A 19959-nucleotide genomic window follows, 5' to 3' on the forward strand; every position below is an offset into this window, starting at 1 on the left:
CTTGCCTGTCCATCGGACGTTCATCACATAATCTAAGTACCTCGATGGATCGCCGCCGTTTGCGCAGCCCAGAGACGTGAAGGTCGCACGTGAACGTGCGTCGCGGCCGCTCCGGCGCGGGACCGGCGTTCCGGCATACGAACGTACTGTTGCCCGCCCCTTTCCGGCGCGCGACAGTACGCCACATCAGCGGTGCCGTCGATGCCGCCGCTCCCTGAGGCCCTGAGGAGATCGCGATGGCACTACGACTCGCCGACGGCACCGCCTGGTCCGACACCCTCGCCCGCGCGGTGACCGCCGTGCCCGAGGCGTTCGGCTCCCCGCTCGACGGTGTCACCACCCTGCACAACCTCGTCCGCGGCGACTGGCACGCGGTGGGCACCCCCAGCCCCGTACGCACGCCGGTGGACAACACCGTGCTCGTCAACCTGGCCCGGCTCGACGCCGAGTCCGCCCGCGCCGCGGTCGCGCACGCTGCCGCCGCGCACCGGAGCTGGGCCGACACGCCGCTCGCCGAGCGCAAGGCCCGGGTCACCGACGCCCTGGACGCGCTCACCGCCCACCGCGACCTGCTCGCCCTGCTGCTGGTCTGGGAGATCGGCAAGCCGTGGCGGTTGGCCTGCGCCGACGTGGACCGGGCGCTGGACGGCGTCCGGTGGTACGTCGGCGAGATCGACCGGATGCTCGCCGACGGCCGGGAGCCGCTGCCCGGACCGGTCAGCAACATCGCGTCGTGGAACTACCCGATGAGCGTGCTCGTGCACGCCGAGCTGGTGCAGTTGCTCGCCGGCAACGCGGTGATCGCCAAGACCCCCTCGCAGGGCGGAGCGGTCTGCCTCACGGTCGCGCACGCGCTGATGCACCGGGCCGGGCTGCCCGCCACCCTGGTCTCCGGCGGCGGCGAGGAGCTGTCCGAGGTGCTGGTCCGGGCGCCGGAGATCGGCGCGGTGGCGTTCGTCGGCGGGCGCTCCAACGGCGGCAAGGTCGCCGCCGCGCTGCTCGACTCCGACAAGCGGCACTTCATCGAGCAGGAGGGCCTCAACGCCTGGGGCATCTGGAACTTCTCCCAGTGGGACCTGCTCGCCGGGCACCTCAAGAAGGGCTTCGAGTACGGCAAGCAGCGCTGCACCGCGTACCCGCGCTTCGTGGTCCAGCGGGACCTGGTCGACGAGTTCCTCGACATGTACCTGCCGGTCGTACGCTCCGTCCGGTTCGGGCACCCGCTCGCCGTCGGCGACGACTGGACCGCCGGCGACCCGCTGCCCGAGCTGGACTTCGGCCCGCTGATCAGCGCCGCCAAGGCCGACGAGCTGCGCCGCAAGGTCGACGAGGCGGTACGCGGCGGCGCGGTGCCCCTGCACCGGGGCAAGCTCACCGGGGCACCGTTCCTCGACGGGCAGGACACCTCCGCGTACGTGGCGCCGTCCGTGCTGCTGGCCCCGCCCGGCCGGTCCCGGCTGATGCACGCCGAGCCGTTCGGCCCGGTCGACACCATCGTCGTGGTGGACACCACCGACGAGCTGCTGGCCGCGATGAACGCCTCCAACGGCGCGCTGGTCGCCTCCCTGGCCTGTGACGACGAGGAACTGGCCGGCAAGCTCGCGGTCGACCTCCAGGCGTTCAAGGTGGGCATCAACAAGCCGCGATCCCGGGGTGACCGCGACGAGCCGTTCGGTGGCCGGGGTGCCTCCTGGAAGGGCGCCTTCGTCGGCGGCGACCTGCTGGTGCAGGCGGTCACCCAGGGCGGCGACGGCCGCCTCTACGGCAACTTCCCCGACTACAACAGCTACCCCACGACCTGAGGTGCAAGGAAGGGCACCCTACTAACGCATAGCGATTGCAGGGTGCCCTTCCTTGCACCCGGCGGCGGCGCACCGGCCCGGCATCAGCCCGCCCGCCGCGCCCGCCCCGCCCCGGACGACGGCTTACCGCTCACACCCCGTGCCGCGCGGAGGCGCCCTCGACGAGCGGAACGGTGAGGGTCACCAGGCCGCCGTCCCGCTCGGTCGGGGTGGGCCGGCCGAGCCTCCGCACGGTGCGCAGCATCGGGGCGTTCTCCGCCTGGACGTGCAGCACCAGAGCGGCGTAGCCGGCCTGCTCCGCGTGCCGGACCAGCCGGCGCAGCAGGGCCGAGCCGAGGCCCCGCCGCTGCCAGTCGTCGCGGACCAGCAGCGCCACCTCGGCCTCGTCGCCCTCGGCGAGCAGGTTCGCCATCGCCACCACCGGCTCCGCCTCCCCGGCGTCACCGCCGGCCGTGGCGAGCAGGGTCACGCCCCGGTTCGGCTCCAGCAGCCGGCGCAGCCGGTCCGGGGCCGGTATCCCCGCACCGCCGAGGTAACGGCGGTGGCGGCTGTGCGGCGAGCACTCCTCGTGCAGCTCGACCACGCCGGACAGGTCGTCGGCGACGGCCGGCCGTACGGACACCTCGGCGCCGTCGGGCAGCACCAGGGTGACCTGCTCCGCCGCCCGGCGCGCGACGGCGGCCGACAGCTCGACCAGGGCCTGGGCCCGGGCGTACTCGGCCGGGGTGAAACCGGGCGCGGCCCGGTGCAGCGCGAACGATCCGCCGGCCGGGTCTTCCAACAGCATCGTCGTCTCGGCGATCCCGCAGCCGGCGCCCGCGGGCGACGGTCGCCAGGTGACCGTGTCCGCGCCGAGCAGGGCACGCAGCGCCTCCCCGGCCGAGTCCGGATCCCGCACCAGGCGGGTGGCCAGGCCGAGCGCCCGGGTGGGCTGGTCGGCGAGCCCGCGCGCCTCGCTGCGCGCGACCCAGCAGTCCCGGCCGCGTCCCCGCTCCACGGCGGCGACGAGGCCGGCCTCGTCGAGCGTGTCCGGCGCGTCGACCAGGAAGTCGTCGACCGCGCCCCGCTCGGTGGTGTGCACCTGCACGGCGAGGATGTTGACCCCCCGCAGCGCCAGGCTGGCCGTGAGCACCGACAGGTAGCCCGGCCGGTCGTCCACGGTCGCTCGGATCCGCCACAGCGTCATGGTTCACTCCCTTCCGCGTACGACCCTCGCCGGTGGCTGTTGCGGGCCGGTTGCCCGGGGGTGACGGCTCCGGTTCCGCCACGCGACCTGCGCCACAGTGACCGCCGCCGGGCCGGCTCAGGGCTTCGCGGCCACCGGCGGGGCCCCGACCAGGTCGAGCCGGTCGCCGAGGATCACCGCGCTGGCCCGCACGAGCTGCGCCAGCCGGTCCACCTCCGTCGCGTGGAAGGCCGCCGCAGCCGGCGTACCGGCGCACTCCCGGGCCACCACCAGCACCAGGCCGGCCCGGCCGAAGGGCGCGACCGCGAAGTGCGCCTCGCCGGGCACGGTCATCGCCCGGGCGCGCAGCGGGGTCACCTCCGGCAACCGCGGCGGTACGGGCGCACGCCAGCTCGCGTACCCGACGGTCGCCTCACCGGCCGTGCCGGTCCGCGAGGCCCAGTCCACCGGCACCACCGCGGCGACCGCCCAGTCGGCCGCGAGCAGCCCGGGAACGGCGTCGACCAGGGTGGCCACCCCCTCGACCGGGTTGGCCGCGACCTGGGCCAGCAGCTCGGCGTCCTGCCCCGAGGTGGTGGGCGCGCCGATCGCCCGCCACACCCCGTCCACCCGTACGCCGGGAATGGCCGCCAGCCCGGCGAGCAGCCGCTCGACCCGCGCCGCGCCCGGCCAGACCACTGTGAAGTCGTCCACCGCCCGCCCGCCGAGCCGCTCCAGGACGACCACCTGCACGATGTCGGCGCCGGACACGCCCAGGGTGCGCGCCACCTGGCCGAGGGTGCCCGGACGATCCGGCAGGGTGACCCGAACTCGCAGCAACATCTCTGAACCCTCCGCTCGGCGGGCCGGCGCACTGGCCGGCAGGCTGGGCCCCAGCCTGCCGGCTGGCCGTTTCGCCCCTGTTGCCGCGGCATGTACCGAGGGTCAAATCCCGAGCTTGACAACATGGCGGAGCTGCCATCAACTATTCGGATGACCGAGCCGGCCGTGGACGCGTACGAGCCGGGCAGCGGCCCTGCCCCCGCCGCCGCCCCCCGCGGGCTGGATCTCGACCGGTTGGCCGGCTACCTGGCCCGGCACCGGCCCGAGCTGGCCGGCGAGCCGCTGCGGGCCCGGTTGATCGCCGGCGGCAAGTCCAACCTGACCTATCTGCTGCACGCCGGCGGGCGCGAGGTCGTGCTGCGCCGTCCGCCGCTCGGGCACGTGCTGGCCACCGCGCACGACATGGCCCGGGAGTACCGGGTGATCTCCGCCCTGGCGCCGACCGACGTGCCGGTGCCCGGGGCGCTGCTGCTGTGCGCCGACACCGAGGTGATCGGCGCGCCCTTCTACCTGATGGAGCGGGTGCGCGGCGAGGTGTTCCGCACCCGCGCCCAGACCGACCCGCTCACCGCCGGGCAACGGCGCGAACTGGCGCTGGCGATGATGGACACCCTGGCCGCCCTGCACGCGGTCGAGCCCGCCTCGGTCGGGCTGGCCGACTTCGGCCGGCCGGAGGGCTACCTCGCCCGGCAGGTCCGCCGCTGGGCGGGCCAGCTCGACCGCTCCCGCAGCCGGCCGCTGCCCGGCATCGAGGAGCTGCGCGACCTGCTCGCCGGCACCGCGCCGGAGGGCGCCAACACCGGCCGGATCGTGCACGGCGACTACCGGCTGGACAATCTGCTCGCCGCCGTCGACCCGGTCGAGGTCCGGGCCGTGCTCGACTGGGAGATGGCCACCCTCGGCGACCCGCTGGCCGACCTCGGGCTGCTGCTGACCTACTGGGACGTGCTCGGGGGCAGCGACGCGGGCGCCGGCAACCCGGTCGCCGACGGGCTCGGCCCGCGCGCCGGGTTCCCCGCCGGCGCGGAGCTGATCGAGCGGTACGCCGGGCGTGGCGACGTCGACGTCGGCCCGCTGCACTGGCACGTCGCGCTCGGCTGCTTCAAGCTCGCCGTGATCTGCGAGGGCATCCACTACCGGCACACGCTCGGGCAGACGCTCGGCGAGGGGTTCGACCGGATCGGCGACATGGTGGCACCGCTGGTCGAACACGGGCTGACCGCCGCCAGGGAGCGTTGATGGACTTCGCCTACGACACCCGCACCGAGCAGTTGCGGGTCGAGCTGACCGCGTTCCTGACCGAGCACGTCCACCCGGCCGAGGCGGTGCACGCCGCGCAGGTGGCCGACGCGGGTGACCCGTGGGCCCGCCCCCCGGTGATGGCCGAGCTGAAGGCCGAGGCGCGCAAGCGCGGCCTGTGGAACCTCTTCCTGCCCGACCCGCGCCACGGCGCCGGGCTGACCAACCTCCAGTACGCCCCGCTGGCCGAGCTGACCGGGCGCAGCCCGCACCTGGCCCCGGAGGCGCTCAACTGCGCCGCCCCCGACACCGGCAACATGGAGCTGCTCGCCGAGTTCGGCTCGCCGGAGCAACAGGAGCGCTGGCTACGGCCCCTGCTGGAGGGCGAGATCCGCTCGGCGTTCTGCATGACCGAGCCCGAGGTGGCCTCCTCGGACGCGACGAACATCGCCACCCGGATCACCCGCGACGGCGACCACTACGTGATCAACGGGCGCAAGTGGTGGTCGTCGGGCGCGATGGACCCGCGCTGCGAGATCTTCATCGTGATGGGCAAGACGGCCCCGGAGGCCGACCGGCACCGCCAGCAGAGCATGATCCTGGTGCCCCGGGACACCCCCGGTGTCACGGTGCGCCGGGGCATGACCGTGTTCGGCTACAGCGACGCCTCGCACGGCGGCCACGCCGAGGTCGACTTCGCCGACGTCCGCGTACCGGTGGAGAACCTGGTCGGGGCCGAGGGCTCCGGCTTCGCGATCGCCCAGGCCCGGCTCGGCCCCGGCCGGATCCACCACTGCATGCGGCTGATCGGCATGGCGGAGCGGGCCCTGGAGCTGCTCTGCCGGCGGGCGCTCGACCGGGTCGCGTTCGGCCGGCCGCTCGCCGAGCAGGGCGTGGTGCGCGAGTGGATCGCCGAGTCGCGGGTGCGCATCGAGCAGGCCCGGCTGCTGGTGCTCAAGACCGCCTGGTTGATGGACACCGTGGGCAACAAGGGCGCGCACACCGAGATCCAGGCCATCAAGATCGCCACTCCCGCGATGGCCGAGTGGGTGATCGACAAGGCCATCCAGGCGTACGGCGGAGCCGGCGTCAGTCAGGACACCCCGCTGGCCGCCCTCTGGGCCCAGTCCCGCTCCCTGCGCCTGGCCGACGGCCCCGACGAGGTCCACCGCTCCTCCCTGGCCAAACGCGAACTCCGCCGCTGGACCCCACCCCACCCCTGAGAGACAACCCCCACCCCACACCGCCTCGCCGCCCCGCCGCCCCGCCGCCCCGCCGTCGATCTTGCACTTCGTGCCCCCTAAATGCGAGCAATGCCCGGAATGCCGGGGCGGCAAGTGCAAGATCGGCGGCACGGGCTCGGGGCACGGGGCTCGGGGCTCGGGGCTCGGGGCTCGGGGCTCGGGGTGGGCACCCAGGCGTGGGGGCGTGGGGGTGAGGGCGGAAGGAGGGTGAGGGCCCGGGGTGGGGGTAGGTCAGGCGGAGGCGCGTTCGACGAGTTGGGTGTCGAGCAGGATGTGGGGAGAGGAAAGCTCCTCGCCGCGGATGCGGCTGACCAGCAGGCGGGCCATCTGCCGGCCCATCTCCTCCACCGGCTGGTGGACCGTGGTCAGCGGCGGCTCGGACTGCCGGGCGATCGCGGCGTCGTCGAAGCCGACCACGGCGACGTCCTCCGGCACCCGACGGCCCGCCTCGCGCAGCGCGCGCAGCGCACCGAACGCCATCAGGTCCGAGGCGACGAAGACGGCGTCGAGGTCCGGGCAGGCCTCCAGCAGCCGCCGCATCCCGGCCGCTCCGCTGCCCTCGCTGAAGTCCCCGTACGCGACCATGTTGGGGTTGACCCCGCCCCCGGCGGCCTTGACGGCCTCCCGGTAGCCGGTCAACCGGCCCAGGCCGGCGCCCATGTCCTGCGGTCCGGCGATGGTGGCGATGCGCCGCCGGCCCCGGCCGGCCAGGTACTGCACCGCCCGCCGGGCACCGCCGACGTTGTCCACGTCGACGTAGTACGCCGGCTGCGCGCCGGGTTGCAGCATCCGGGCCGGGCGACCGCCGAGGACGGTGGGCAGGCCGCGCTCCTCCAGCAGGGTGGGCAACGGGTCGGAGTCGTGCAGCGACAGCAGCAGGACCCCGTCGACGTGCTGGTTGGTCAGGTGGTGCTCGACCCGCTCCCGCTCGATCGGCGACTGCACCATGGCGAGCCAGAGCTGCAACGGGGTCTCCAGCAGCCCCGAGCTGACGCCCCGGACGATGCCGGCGAAGAACGGCTCGGTGAAGACCCGGTCACCGGATTCCGAGACCACCAGAGCTATGGAGTCGGTGCGCTGGGTGACCAGGGCACGGGCGGCCCGGTTCGGGACGTACCCCAGCTCGGCGATGGCCTGCTGCACCGCGGCGCGCGCCTCGGGGCTCACCTGGGGCGAGCCGTTGACCACCCGGGAGACCGTCCCGCGACCGACGCCGGCGCGGGCGGCGACGGCGTCGAGGGTCGGGCGCCCGAGCGACCGGGTGCGCTGCGTTGTCATTGTCTGCTCCTCCGACGGCGGACCGGCCCCGGCGCCGCCCCGTACGGGGTGGCGCCGGGGCCGCCCGTTGATGGCTGGCCCTCGCCTATTGTGCGGCCAGACCGTTACGTCGGATCACTTCGGCGTACCACCTGGCGCTGGACTTGGGAATGCGCACCTGGCTGTCGTAGTCGACGTAGATCATCCCGAACCGCTTGGTGTAGCCCCAAGCCCATTCGAAATTATCCATCAGCGACCAGGCGAAGTATCCACGCAGGGGCACCCCGGCCTCGATCGCCTCGTGCGAGGCGCGCAGGTGGGCGTCGAAGTACGCCAGCCGGTCGGCGTCGTCCACCTGCCCGTCGACCACCTCGTCGACGAAGGCAGAGCCGTTCTCGGTGACGTAGAGCGGCAGGTCCGTGTACTCCTCGTGGACCCGGCGCAGCGTCTCCACCAGCCCGGGGGCGTCGATCTCCCAGTTCATGTCGGTGACCGGGACGCCTCGGGTGACGAAGCGGACGTCCTGGCTGCCGGGCCAGCAGGACGGCGCCCGCCAGTACGGCTCCGGCTCGGCGCCGGGGACCGGGGCGGCGACGACGTGCCGGCTGTAGTAGTTGACCCCGACCAGGTCCAGCGGGCTGGAGATGGTCGACAGGTCGCCGTCGCGCACGTGCCCGAAGTCGGTGACCCCCGCGAGGTCGGCCAGCAGGTCGGCCGGGTACGACCCGCGCAGCAGCGGGTCGAGGAAGAACCGGTTGGCCAGCCCGTCGATGCGCCGCGCGGCGTCGACGTCGGCGGGCGCGTCGCTGGCCGGGGTGACCGGGTAGAGGTTGACCGTCACCCCGACCTCGGCGGTCGGCCGGGTCGCGCGCAGCGCCTGCACGGCCAGGCCGTGGCCGAGCATCAGGTGGTGCCCGGCCCGGACGGCGTCCGCACCGTCCGAGCGGCCCGGCGCGTGCGCCCCGGAGCCGTAGCCGAGGAACGCCGAGCACCACGGCTCGTTGAGCGTGGTCCAGTAGCGGACCCGGTCGCCGAGCGCGTCGGCGACGAGCGTGGTGTAGTCGGCGAACCGGGCGGCCGTGTCCCGGGCGGGCCAGCCGCCCGCGTCCTCAAGCGGCTGCGGCAGGTCCCAGTGGTAGAGGGTGAGCCAGGGCTCGATGTCGTGTGCCAGCAGCTCGTCGACGAGTCGCCGGTAGAAGTCGAGCCCCTCGGCGTTGGCCGGGCCGGAGCCGCCGGGCTGCACCCGCGGCCAGGAGACCGAGAACCGGTACGACTTCAGTCCCAGCTCGGCCATCAGCGCGACGTCCGGGCCGAGGCGGTGGTAGTGGTCGCAGGCCACGTCGCCGGTATGCCCCTCGACCACGCGGCCGGGCGTGTGGCTGAAGGTGTCCCAGATCGAGGGGGTCCGGCCGCCCTCGGCCGCCGCGCCCTCGATCTGGTACGCGGCGGTGGCCGCGCCCCAGAGGAAGCCGGGCGGGAAGGTCAGCGGTGGGCGGTCGTCGAGGACGCCGACGGCGGGCGGACGGGCGGGATTGCTCACGACTTGACGGCGCCTTCCATGATGCCGCCCACGATCTGGCGGCCGAACACGATGAACACGATCACCAACGGTAGGGTGCCGATCGCCGTGGCCGCGAACACCTGGGAGTAGTCGGTGTAGTAGGCGTACGACAGGAAGGCCAGCGAGACCTGGAGCGTCGGGTTCTCCGAGGTGAGCACCGCGTACGGCCACAGGAACGAGTTCCAGGTCTCCATGAAGGTGAGCAGGCCGAGCACGGCGGCGGCCGGGCGCAGCGCGGGCAGCACGATGCTCCAGTAGATCCGGAAGGTGCTCGCCCCGTCCACCCGGCCCGCCTCGATCAGCTCGTCGGAGATGGCCTGGGTGGCGTACTGCCGCATCATGAACACGCCGAACGCGCTGACCAGGAACGGCACGGTCACCGCGTAGAGGGTGTCGAACCAGTTCAGGTCCTGGATCATGCCCCAGAGCGGGATGAGCCCGAGCTGCGTCGGGATCATCATGGTGACGATGATCGTGAGCAGCAGGGCGTTGCGGCCCCGGAAGCGCAGCTTGGCGAAGGCGAACCCGGCCAGCGAGCCGGTGATCACCACGGAGACCGTCACGATGCCGGAGACGATCACCGAGTTGAGCAGGCCGGTGAGGAAGTTGGCCGCCTCGTTGTCGAGCACGCGGCCGAAGTTGTCGCCGAACGACCCGGCCGGCGTGACCGGCGGCGGGACGTCGTTGATCGAGTCCAGGCTGCGGGTGGCGATGACCACCATGTAGTAGAACGGGTAGATCGAGAAGAGCGTCGCCAGGACGAGCGCGACGTAGGTCAGCGGGCTGGTGCGCCACAGGCGCCGGGATGCCGAGTTCATCTGGGCGGTCCTCACTTCACCGTGCGGCGGACGAGCAGGAAGTTGATCCCCGAGACGAGGGCGATCATCAGGAACATCGCCCAGGCGACCGCGGCGCCGTAGCCGGCGGTGTTCAGGTTCTCGATGCCCAGCTCGTACATGTACATCGCCAGGGTCTGGAACTCGCGCTGGTCGCCGCCGATGATGTTGCCGTTGGCGAAGACGAGCGGCTCGGTGAAGAGCTGGAGGCCACCGATCGTGGAGAGGATCACCACGAAGACGAAGGTCGGCGTGAGCATCGGCAGGGTGATCCGCCAGAACTGCTTCCACTGGCTCGCGCCGTCGAGCGCCGCCGCCTCGTACAGGTCCCGCGGGATGGCCTGCATGCCCGCGAGCAGGATCAGGGTGTTGTAGCCGGTCCACCGCCAGTTGACCATGGAGGCGACGGCGCTCCAGGAGCTCCAGCGCTCGGCGTCCCAGTCGATCGCGTCGATGCCGACGAAGCTCAACAGCCAGTTGACCACGCCGAAGTCGCGCTGGAAGAGCATGCCGAAGACGATCGCGACGGCGGCGACCGAGACCACGTTCGGCATGAAGATCGCCAGCCGGAAGAACGTGCGCGCGCGCAGGAAGGTGCGGTTGAGCAGGTTCGCCAGGAACAGGGCGAGCAGCAGCTGCGGGATGGTCGACAGCAGGAAGATGCCGAAGGTGTTGAGCGTGGCGTTCCAGAAGTACTCGTCCTTGACCAGGGCGACGTAGTTGTCGAACCCGATGAAGGTGTGGTCGCCGATCAGGTTCCAGTCGTGCAGGGACATCCAGGCGGTCCGCAGCATCGGGTAGAGCCCGAAGATGCCGAAGACCACGAAGAACGGCGCGATGTACAGGTACGGCGAGTACTTCAGGTCCAGGCGGGTCAGCGAGTGCGACCGGGACCGGCGCCGCGACGGCGGGCGGGGTGGCGGTGCTGCGGGCGACGGCGGCGCCGTCGTGGCCGAGAGGCTCATGCGGGGTCCTTTCCCGGCGTCGGCGCGGGCGCGCGCCGACGCTCAGGCGCTGTTACGCGGAACGGGACGGCGCCGGTGGCGTCCGGGTACGGAGCGGGACGGCGCCGGTGGCGCCCGGGTGTCGACCCGGACGCCACCTGGCGACGAGGTGGGTCAGAAGGCGCCCTGCGTCTTGGCGTCCTTGGCGAACTGCTCCCAGGCCTTGTCCTTCGTGGCCTGCCCCTGCTCGTACGAGCGCAGCGCCGGCTCGAACGCGTTCTCCTTCACCGCCTGGTGCTTCGGGCCGAGGTGCAGCGGCTGGATCTTGGCGACGCTGTCACCGAAGATCTTGCCGGTCGGCGCGTTGTTGAAGTACTCGTTGGTGTAGCCGAGGAACTCCTGGTTCTTCAGCGCCTCGAGGTTGGTCGGCAGCGGGCCCTTGAGCTTGAACGCCGCCACCTGGCTCTGCGCGTTGGTGAGGTACTCGGCGAGCTTCGCCGCCTCCTTCGGGTACTTGCTCTGGGTCGGCACGCCGAGCCAGGAGCCACCCCAGTTGCCGGCCCCGCCGGGCACCGGGGCGACGTCCCACTTGCCCTTGTTCTCCGGACCGGAGTTGTCCGCGACGATGCCGAGCATCCACGACGGGCAGAAGGTCGCCGCGAAGGTGCCCTGCTTGAAGCCGGCCGACCACTCCGGCGACCAGGTGGCCGTCTCGGCGGTGATGTTGGCGTCGGCCATCGCGACCGCGGTGTCCCAGGAGGTCTTCACCGCCGCGCTCTTGTCGGCGATGACGTTGTCGTCCTTGTCGTAGAACAGGTCGCCGCCCTGCTGGAACATCACCGCGCTGGCGGCGGTGGTGACCGAGTCGAGCAGGCCCTTGCCGGTGGCGGTGCGGTACTTCTTGCCGGTCTCGATGAAGGCGTTCCAGTCCGGCCAGAGGGCGGCCACCTGGTCCCGCTCGGTCGGCAGCTTGGCCGCCTCGAACAGGTCCCGGCGGTAGCAGACGGCGAGGCTGCCGACGTCGGTCGGCAGGCCGATCAGCCGGCCGTCCGGCGCCTTGCCCAGCTCCCACTTCCAGGGCAGGTAGTCCTTGCTGTGGTCGGAGACCAGCGGGGCGAGGTCGGCCCAGTTGGCCGGGTTGGCCTTGAACTCGTTGAGGATGCCCTCTTCGAGAGCCACCACGTCGGCCGCGCCCTTGCCGGTGGCCAGCGCCCGGACGATCTTCGGCCGGTACTCGCCGAGCTGCGCGACCTTCCGCAGCTCGACCTTGATACCGGTGTCCTTCTCGTACTGCTTGACGATCTCGTCGTAGCCGAACTCGCCGAACGTGTCGACGACCAGCTTGGCGGGCTTCTCGCCCTCGGCGGGCGCGTCGTCGTCGTTGCCGCAGGCCGCGAGGCCGCCGATGGCGGTGATCGCGGCCAGGGCGGCAGCCGCCATGCGGGTACGCCGCGTGGTGAGGCTCATCCTGACCCCTCTTTCGGTGGTGAGGCGGATTTTGGGTGTGGTGGGGGGTGCGCGCCGTCGGCGCCGGACGGGCCGGCGGTCGACGACCGGACGGGGCGCGGGTGAGTCGTGCCACGTTCGCGGGAGCGCTCCCATGAGATTGCCGGCGGGTGTCAGGAGTGTCAATAGGCCTATGGGAGCGTTCCCAGATCGTTACCGCGAGTGTGTTTCATCCGAACATCGCGTCGCCGGGGCCCCCGCGCCGACCGCCGCCACCTGGGAATCCGCCCACCGAAACGGTTCAGTACACAGACCCGGCGACGGCATGCACGGTGAGCGGCGACCCGCGCACCCTGGGTGCACGGCGCAGTCGCGCCGTGACCGAAACGGTTCAGCGCCGGGCGGGGCGGGGGCGAAGCAGGAGAGGGCGGGGCGACGACCGTCGCAGGCGTCAGCAGAAGCGGCGCAGCAGCGTGCTGACGCGGGCGGCGTCGAAGCCGGCCGGGTCGAAGCTTTCGCCCACCCAGTCCCGCAGCTCCAGGTGCTCGGGGTGCCCCGGGTCGGCCAGCGCGGCCAGCAGCGCCTGGTAGCCGACCGCGCCACCGACGCCCTCCGGCGGGCACGCCCGCCCGCCGTCCAGGCAGGACGGGTAGCGCTCGTCCGGGTCGGCGGTGAAGGCGTCCTCCACCACCAGGTCGTGCTCCCACCAGTCGCCGAAGTCGTAGGTGTAGTGGAAACGGCTGCCCTTGCCGACCACCGCGTCGAGGCGGACGTCCAGCTCGTCGTGCAGGGCCAGCTCGCCGTCGGGATCGGGCTCGCCGTACTGGCTGCCGTCGATCTCGAACGAGTGCAGGTGACAGTCCCGCCAGCCCATGCCGTGCTGCACCACCCGGTGCAGCCGGTCCAGGGTGTAGCCGCCCGGGACGAGCACCCGGCGCCAGACGGACGGCCGGACCCCGGCCAGGGAAATCTTCAGCTGGAAGATCTGACGCGGCATGCTGTCCATCCTTCCGCGGCATAGGCTGCGGGCATGATCTGCCGAGCGTGTCGGGCGAGGCGGCACGACGACTGCCCGGGGCGGAACTGGTGCGACTGCCAGCACCGTACCCCCCGACCCACCCCTCCGGTCACCGGTCCGGCCGGCGAATGAGCGCCGAAAGCCCGATTTCGGCACTCTGGCCGAATCCGGTCACCCGACCGATGGACGACGCCGCGCTCACCGCGCTCTACGGTCGCCCCGACCGCCCCCACCTGCGGATGAACTTCGTGACCAGCGTCGACGGCGCCGTCTCCGTGGACGGCTACTCCGCCGGGCTCTCCGGCGAGCCGGACAAGCGGGTCTTCGGACTGCTGCGGATGCTCTGCGACGCCCTGCTCGTGGCCGCCGGCACGCTGCGGCACGAGGGCTACCGCGCGGTCCGCCTCACCGAGCGGCGCCGGGCGTGGCGCCGCGAACACGGCCTGTCCGAGTATCCGACGCTGGTCGTCGTCTCCGGTGCGCTCGACCTCGACCCGGCCCAGGCCGCGTTCGCCGACGCGCCGGTGCGGCCGGTGGTGCTCACCCGGGCCGGCGCGACGGCACCGCCCGGCCTCACCGAGGTCGCCGACGTGGTGCGCTGCGGCGACGACCGGGTCGACCTCGCGGCGGGCCTGGCCGAGCTGCGGCGGCGCGGACTCGACCAGGTGCTCTGCGAGGGCGGGCCGCAGCTGTTCGGCGCGCTCACCGCCGCCGATCTCGTCGACGAGGTCTGCCTCACCGTCGCCCCGCTGCTCGCCGGGGCCGGGCCGGGCCGGATCACCGCCGGCGGGCCCAGCGAGGTACGCCACCTGCCGCTGCGGCACGTCCTCGCCGCCGGCGGGGTGCTCATGCTCCGCTACGCCCGCGACTGACCACCCCCTGTCCTCCACCCACCCACCTGCCCACCGACGCGCGCGCCCCCACCCACAAGATCGCGCTGCTTCGCGGAAAGAGTGGTCTCTCCAGCTTGGAAGGCCACCATTTGCACGGCACAGCGCGATCTTGGGGCTGCGGGCGTGACGGCGGCACTCAGGGCGACGTCCGGTCCGGTTTTGCGCGACTGACCGTGTTCGGACGGGCACACAGCGGCTGACGCCCACCGATGGCGGGTGGCGTCCGCCGCGTCGCGTGGCAACCTGTCGTACACCTCGGGCAGGATGCAGGGCGTGTGTGCCGACCGCGACGACCAGCCGACCGGAGTTGCTCGATGAGTGAGGACGGGATGACCGAGGGCGGGTTCGACGGCCCGGGCGAGGAGGTCGGCCGGGTGCTGGGCACCGCCGACGCCACTCCCCTGCAGTTCTGGACCGCGGTCTCCCCCAACAGCTACCTCCAGCTCGACGACGTCGTGGTGACCCGTCGGGAGCTGCCCGACCGCGAGCCGGTGACGATCGCCGGGGTGGTCACCCAGGTGCGCGCCCGGCACGAGGGAGCCCAGTTCGACTCCGACGTGTTCGCCATCGCCGACGGCACCCTGCCCGCCCAGGTGCAGGAGGCCGCCGAGATCACCACCACCCGCGTCGACCCGGAGCTCTACGTCCCGCCGTCGCCCGGCGCGGTGGTGCACCGCGCGGAGGGCGACGCCCGGGCCCGGGCGCTGCACTTCGACCGGATGGAGCGGCGCATCCCGATGGGCATGGGCCGCGACGGGGTGCCGGTCTACCTCAACGCCGACTTCCTCGACGGCAGCCGGGGCGCCCACGTGTCGATCTCCGGGATATCCGGGGTCGCCACGAAGACGAGCTTCGCCACCTTTCTGCTCTACTCGGTCTTCCGCTCCGGGGTGCTCGGCGGCGACGCGGTCAACGCCAAGGCGCTCATCTTCAACGTCAAGGGCGAGGACCTGCTCTTCCTCGACCATCCCAACACCCGGCTCGACGACGCCACCCGCGCCGCGTACGCGAAGCTGGGCCTGGCCGCCGGCGCGTTCCCGGACGTGCGGGTCTACGCCCCGCCCAGGGTCGGCGACTCCTCCGGCACGCCGGACGTGAGCAGCCGGCTCACCGGGGTCGACAGCTTCTACTGGACGCTGAGCGAGTTCTGCGCCGACCGCCTGCTGCCCTACGTGTTCGCCGACGCCGACGACGAACGCCAGCAGTACACGATGGTGGTGCACTCCGTCGCCGCCCACCTGGCCCGCTACGCCCAGCCCGCCGACGGCGGGGTGAGCATCGACGGGGTGCGGCTCGGCTCCTACGCCGACCTGGTCGACCATGTCGTCGAGCAGCTCAACGACGACGAGACCCGCTCCGACTGGGCCGGCAGCGCGGTCGGGCTCGGCACGGTCAACGCGTTCGCCCGCCGGCTGATCGGCAGCAAGAAGGACCTGTCCCGGCTGATCCGGGGCGACCTGGCCACCCGCCGCCCACACTCGATCAACACCGCCGAGAGCGCCCAGGTCACCGTGGTCGACCTGCACAACCTGCCGGACCGCGCACAACGGTTCGTGGTCGGCGTGACGCTGAAGAGCGAGTTCGAGCGCAAGGAGAAGGCCGGCACCGCCAAGCCGCTGCTGTTCGTGGTGCTCGACGAGCTGAACAAGTACGCGCCCCGGGAGGGCTCCTCGCCCATCAAGGAGGTGCTGCTCGACATCGCCGAGCGGGGCCGCTCGCTCGGCGTGATCCTGGTCGGCGCCCAGCAGACGGCGAGCGAGGTGGAGCGGCGGATCGTCACCAACTCGGCGATCCGGGTGGTCGGCCGGCTCGACCCGGCCGAGGCGTCCCGCCCGGAGTACGGCTTCCTGCCGCCCGCCCAGCGGCAACGCGCGCTGCTGGCCAAGCCGGGCACGATGTTCGTCAACCAGCCCGACATCCCGGTGCCGCTCTGCCTGGAGTTCCCGTTCCCGGCCTGGGCGACCCGGGTCTCCGAGGCCGGCCGCGCCCCGTCCGAGACGCTCCGGTCGATCACCCAGTCCGCCGACCCGTTCGCGGTGGTCGGCTCCGGCGGCGGCACCGACGACGACATCCCGTTCTAGGAGACCCGTGAAGATCCTGCACACCTCCGACTGGCACGTCGGCAAGGTCCTCAAGGGGCAGTCGCGGGCCGAGGAGCACAAGCGGGTCCTGGCCGGGGTGATCGACGTCGCCCGCGCCGAGGCACCCGACCTGGTCATCGTCGCCGGTGACCTCTACGACACCGCCGCGCCGACACCGGAGGCGACCCGACTGGTCACCCGGGCCCTGACGGCGCTGCGCCGCACCGGCGCCGACGTGGTCGCCATCGGCGGCAACCACGACAACGGCCAGGCCCTCGACGCGCTGCGGCCCTGGGCCGAGGCCGCCGGGATCACGCTGCGGGGCGGGGTCCGGGAAAACCCGGACGAGCACGTGATCGACGGCACCACCGCCGGTGGGGAGCGGTGGCGGCTGGCCGCGTTGCCGTTCCTGTCCCAGCGGTACGCCATCCGCGCGGTGGAGATGTACGAGCTGACGGCCGCCGAGGCCACCCAGACCTACGCCGACCACCTGGGCCGGGTGCTGGGCCGGTTGACCGAGAGCTTCACCGAGCCCGACCGGGTGCACCTGGTCACCGCCCACCTGACCGTGGTGGGCGCGACCACCGGCGGCGGCGAGCGGGACGCGCACACCGTGCTGGGCTACGCGGTGCCGGCGACGGTATTCCCGGGCACGGCGCACTACGTGGCGCTGGGTCACCTGCACCGTTCGCAGCGGGTGCAGGGCCCCTGCCCGATCCGCTACAGCGGCAGCCCGCTCGCGGTCGACTTCGGCGAGCAGGAGAACGTGCCGTCGGTGACCGTCGTCGAGGTCACGGCGACCACGGCGGCGCAGGTGCGCGAGGTGCCGGTGACCGCCGCGACGGCGCTGCGCACGGTCCGGGGCACCCTGGCCCAGCTCGCCGAGATGGACGTGCCGGACGCCTGGCTGCGGGTGTTCGTCCGGGAACAGCCACGCGCCGGGCTGCGCGAGGAGGTGCAGGAGCTGCTCCCGCAGGCCCTGGAGATCCGGATCGACCCGGAGCTGGTGCCCCGCCCCGGCAGCGGCGCCCGGATGGCGCAGCGGGCGGGCCGCTCGCCCCGGCAGCTCTTCGCCGACTACCTGGACAGCCGGGGGCACACCGACGACGGCGTGCGGGAGCTCTTCGACGAGCTCTTCGAGGAGGTCGACCACTGATGCGGCCGATGCGGATGGACCTGGCGGGCTTCACCGTCTTCCGGGACGAGACCACCATCGACTTCACCGACGCCGACTTCTTCGCGCTGGTGGGGCCGACCGGTTCCGGCAAGTCGACAGTGCTGGACGCCATCTGCTTCGCCCTCTACGGCACGGTGCCCCGCTGGGGCGGGGCGCGGGGCCTGGCGAACGCCCTGGCGCCGTCGGCCACCGAGGCGCGGGTCCGGCTGGTCTTCGAGTCCGCGGGTTCCCGCTACGTGGCGACCCGGGTGGTGCGCCGGGACGGCCGGGGCAACGTGAAGACGGCCAACGCCGGGCTGCAACTCATGCCGGCCGGCTTCGACGTGACCAAGCTCGACACCGGGCTCAGCCCCGACGACCTCGGCGAGGTGGTCGCCGGCACCCCCGCCGAGATGGAGCAGGCGGTGCTGGAGGCGGTCGGGCTGCCGTACGAGCAGTTCACCAGCTGCGTGGTGCTGCCGCAGGGGCAGTTCGCGGACTTCCTGCACGCCAAGCCGGCCACCCGGCAGCAGATCCTGGTCAACCTGCTCGGCCTCGGGGTCTACGAGGAGGTGCAGAAGCGGGCGACCGCGCGGGCCGCGCAGGCCGAGGCCAAACTGGAGGCGGTCGACCAGGCGCTGGCCGGGCTCACCGACGTCGACGACGAGGCGCTGGCGGCGGCCACCGGGCAGGTCGACCGGATGCGGGAGCTGGCCGAGGCGGTGGCGAGCGCCGTACCGGAGCTGGTGGCGGCCGGTGCGGCGGCGCGGGAGGCGGGCGCGGCCCTGGCCGCCATCGACGCCGAGCTGGGTGTGCTGACCGCCGTGCGCGCCCCGGACGGGGTGGCCGCGGTGGCTCGGGCGGTCGCCGCTGCGCGGGCCGGCGCGGACGAGGCGACGACGGCGGTGTCGCTGGCCGAGGAACGCGAGGAGAAGCTGCGCGGCGAGCTGGCCGCCGCCGGCAACGAGAGCGCCCTGCGGCTGCTGCTGCGGGCGTACACCGACCGGGAGAAGCTGGCGGGCGAGGCCGAGGCGGTCCGCGCGGCGACCGCTGTGGCACAGGACGAGCACGGCGCGGCGGTGGCCGCGCTGGCGCAGGCGCGGGCGGCGGCCAAGCGGGCCGAGGCGGAGCTGGAGGCCGCCTTCCGCGCCCACGAGGAGGCGAAGGCGACCGACCAGGCGGTCGCCCTGCGCGCGCACCTGCGGGACGGGGCGACCTGCCCGGTCTGCGAGCAGACCGTGCCGGCGGTGCCGGCGGTGCCGGCCGACTCGGCGGTGGCCGCCGCCACGGCGGCGGGGCGGGCGGCGCGGGCCGCCAGCACGGCGGCCCAGTCCATGGTGGAGAAGCGCGACGCCGCGGCCCGGGAGCTGGAGCGGGCGCTGCTGCAGGCGCGGGCCCGGCAGGACCAACTGGAGGCCCGGCTGACCGAGCTGGACGGCCAGTTGGCCGGGGCCGCCGAGCCGGCGGTGCTGCGCCGCGAGCTGGACGACCACGCGCGGCTGCGCAGGGCGTTGGAGGAGTCGGCGGCGGCGGTGCGCGCCGGTCGGGACGCCGCCCGGCGGGCGCGGGCGGCGGTCGACGCCGCCGAGGAGCGGCTGCGGGCGACCTGGCGGGCGTTCGACGCGGCCCGCGACGGACTGGCCCGGTTCGGTCCGCCGGCCGCCGACCGGGACGACCTGGGTGCCGCGTGGGACGTCCTCACCGGGTGGGCAGCCGCGGAGGCGGAGCGCCGCCGGGCCGATCGGGCCGGGCGGGCCGCGGCGGTGGCGGAGGCCGAGGCGGTGGCCGCCGGGGTCGGCGAGCGCATCGCGGCCGTCCTCGCCGCCGCCGGCCTGCCGGCGACCGACGACCCGGTACGCGCCACCGACCGCGCCCTGGAACGGGCCGAGGCCGAGCTGCGTGAGCTGGAGCGGCGCCGGGAACAGGCCGGCGGGCTGCGTGAGCAGCGCTCCGGTTACGAGCACGAGGCACGGGTTGCCCGGGCCCTCGCGGGGCACCTGCGGGCCAACAACTTCGAGCGGTGGCTGCTGGCCGAGGCGTTGGACCTGCTGGTCGACGGCGCCTCCGGCATCCTGCGCGAGTTGTCGGGCGGGCAGTACGACCTGGTGCACGACAAGGGCGAGTTCTTCGTGGTCGACCACCACGACGCGGGGCTGCGCCGGGGCGTGCGCACCCTCTCCGGCGGCGAGACCTTCCAGGCGTCGCTGGCGCTGGCGCTGGCCCTGTCCGAACAGCTCGCCGGGTTGTCGACCACCGCGGCGAGCCTGGAGTCGATCGTGCTGGACGAGGGTTTCGGCACCCTCGACGCGGCCACCCTCGACACGGTGGCCGCCACCCTGGAGAATCTGGCCGCCCGGGGCGACCGGATGGTCGGGGTGGTCACCCACGTGCCGGCCCTGGCCGAGCGCATCCCGGTCCGCTTCGAGGTCAGCAAGGACGCCCGGTCGGCCCGCGTCGAACGGACCGGCCGGTGA

15 protein-coding genes are annotated in these 19959 nt (G+C 73.3%); 7 read left to right on the top strand and 8 right to left on the bottom strand.

The window, feature by feature from the left end; genetic code table 11:
- Window positions 1-236 precede the first annotated feature (236 nt).
- A complete protein-coding gene (locus ABZ809_RS11100) occupies window positions 237-1802 on the top strand; it encodes an aldehyde dehydrogenase family protein (protein WP_357562308.1) in 1566 nt (521 codons plus the stop codon).
- A 130-nt stretch (window positions 1803-1932) separates the two neighbouring features.
- Here ABZ809_RS11100 and ABZ809_RS11105 read toward each other — a convergent pair whose 3' ends face one another.
- Both ABZ809_RS11105 and ABZ809_RS11110 read right to left on the bottom strand, forming a co-directional pair.
- Window positions 1933-2988 (bottom strand): GNAT family N-acetyltransferase, encoded by a 1056-nt coding sequence (locus ABZ809_RS11105; protein WP_357562309.1) that lies wholly within the window; start codon window positions 2986-2988, stop codon window positions 1933-1935.
- Between the two features lie 117 nt (window positions 2989-3105).
- Window positions 3106-3810 (bottom strand): amino acid-binding protein, encoded by a 705-nt coding sequence (locus ABZ809_RS11110; protein WP_357562310.1) that lies wholly within the window; start codon window positions 3808-3810, stop codon window positions 3106-3108.
- Between the two features lie 150 nt (window positions 3811-3960).
- On the opposite strand from ABZ809_RS11110, the gene ABZ809_RS11115 reads away from it, so the two are divergent.
- Together ABZ809_RS11115 and ABZ809_RS11120 are read left to right on the top strand one after the other, a co-directional pair.
- Window positions 3961-5049, top strand: a complete 1089-nt coding sequence (locus tag ABZ809_RS11115) for a phosphotransferase family protein (protein WP_357562311.1) — start codon at window positions 3961-3963, stop codon at window positions 5047-5049.
- Window positions 5049-6272: an acyl-CoA dehydrogenase family protein gene (locus ABZ809_RS11120; protein ID WP_357562312.1), complete on the top strand. Its 1224-nt coding sequence runs from the start codon at window positions 5049-5051 to the stop codon at window positions 6270-6272. Before ABZ809_RS11115 ends, ABZ809_RS11120 begins: the two co-directional genes overlap by 1 nt.
- 252 nt (window positions 6273-6524) lie before the next feature.
- Here the strand turns inward: ABZ809_RS11120 and ABZ809_RS11125 are convergent, their stop codons facing one another.
- The 6 genes from ABZ809_RS11125 to ABZ809_RS11150 all read right to left on the bottom strand — a co-directional run bounded on the left by ABZ809_RS11125 (window position 6525) and on the right by ABZ809_RS11150 (window position 13334).
- On the bottom strand, window positions 6525-7571 hold the full coding sequence (locus tag ABZ809_RS11125) for a LacI family DNA-binding transcriptional regulator (protein ID WP_357562313.1): 1047 nt from the start codon (window positions 7569-7571) through the stop codon (window positions 6525-6527).
- An 85-nt stretch (window positions 7572-7656) separates the two neighbouring features.
- Entirely contained in the window at window positions 7657-9090 is a 1434-nt protein-coding gene (locus tag ABZ809_RS11130; RefSeq protein ID WP_357562314.1) for a GH1 family beta-glucosidase, read from the bottom strand.
- Window positions 9087-9929 carry a carbohydrate ABC transporter permease gene (locus ABZ809_RS11135; protein ID WP_357562315.1) on the bottom strand — a complete coding sequence of 281 codons (843 nt, stop codon included), beginning with the start codon at window positions 9927-9929 and terminating at the stop codon, window positions 9087-9089. The genes ABZ809_RS11130 and ABZ809_RS11135 overlap by 4 nt, the downstream gene beginning before the upstream one ends.
- 11 nt (window positions 9930-9940) lie before the next feature.
- The gene (locus ABZ809_RS11140; RefSeq protein WP_357562316.1) at window positions 9941-10912 is read right to left on the bottom strand and encodes a sugar ABC transporter permease; all 972 of its coding nucleotides are present in this window, start codon (window positions 10910-10912) and stop codon (window positions 9941-9943) included.
- 153 nt (window positions 10913-11065) lie between these two features.
- Complete coding sequence (locus ABZ809_RS11145) at window positions 11066-12358, bottom strand: extracellular solute-binding protein (protein WP_357562317.1); 1293 nt, start codon at window positions 12356-12358, stop codon at window positions 11066-11068.
- Between the two features lie 430 nt (window positions 12359-12788).
- Window positions 12789-13334, bottom strand: a complete 546-nt coding sequence (locus tag ABZ809_RS11150) for a plasmid pRiA4b ORF-3 family protein (RefSeq protein WP_357562318.1) — start codon at window positions 13332-13334, stop codon at window positions 12789-12791.
- 149 nt (window positions 13335-13483) lie between these two features.
- Here ABZ809_RS11150 and ABZ809_RS11155 point away from each other — a divergent pair, with 149 nt between their 5' ends.
- The 4 genes from ABZ809_RS11155 to ABZ809_RS11170 all read left to right on the top strand — a co-directional run bounded on the left by ABZ809_RS11155 (window position 13484) and on the right by ABZ809_RS11170 (window position 19959).
- Window positions 13484-14227, top strand: coding sequence for a pyrimidine reductase family protein (locus tag ABZ809_RS11155; protein WP_357562319.1), 744 nt, complete (start codon window positions 13484-13486; stop codon window positions 14225-14227).
- A 350-nt stretch (window positions 14228-14577) separates the two neighbouring features.
- Window positions 14578-16329, top strand: coding sequence for an ATP-binding protein (locus ABZ809_RS11160; protein WP_357562371.1), 1752 nt, complete (start codon window positions 14578-14580; stop codon window positions 16327-16329).
- A gap of 7 nt (window positions 16330-16336) precedes the next feature.
- Entirely contained in the window at window positions 16337-17485 is a 1149-nt protein-coding gene (locus ABZ809_RS11165; RefSeq protein WP_357562320.1) for an exonuclease SbcCD subunit D, read from the top strand.
- A complete protein-coding gene (locus ABZ809_RS11170; protein ID WP_357562321.1) occupies window positions 17485-19959 on the top strand; it encodes an SMC family ATPase in 2475 nt (824 codons plus the stop codon). The genes ABZ809_RS11165 and ABZ809_RS11170 overlap by 1 nt, the downstream gene beginning before the upstream one ends.

Origin of the sequence: Micromonospora sp. NPDC047074 (genome assembly GCF_040643815.1) — a bacterium.
GTDB lineage: Bacteria > Actinomycetota > Actinomycetes > Mycobacteriales > Micromonosporaceae > Micromonospora.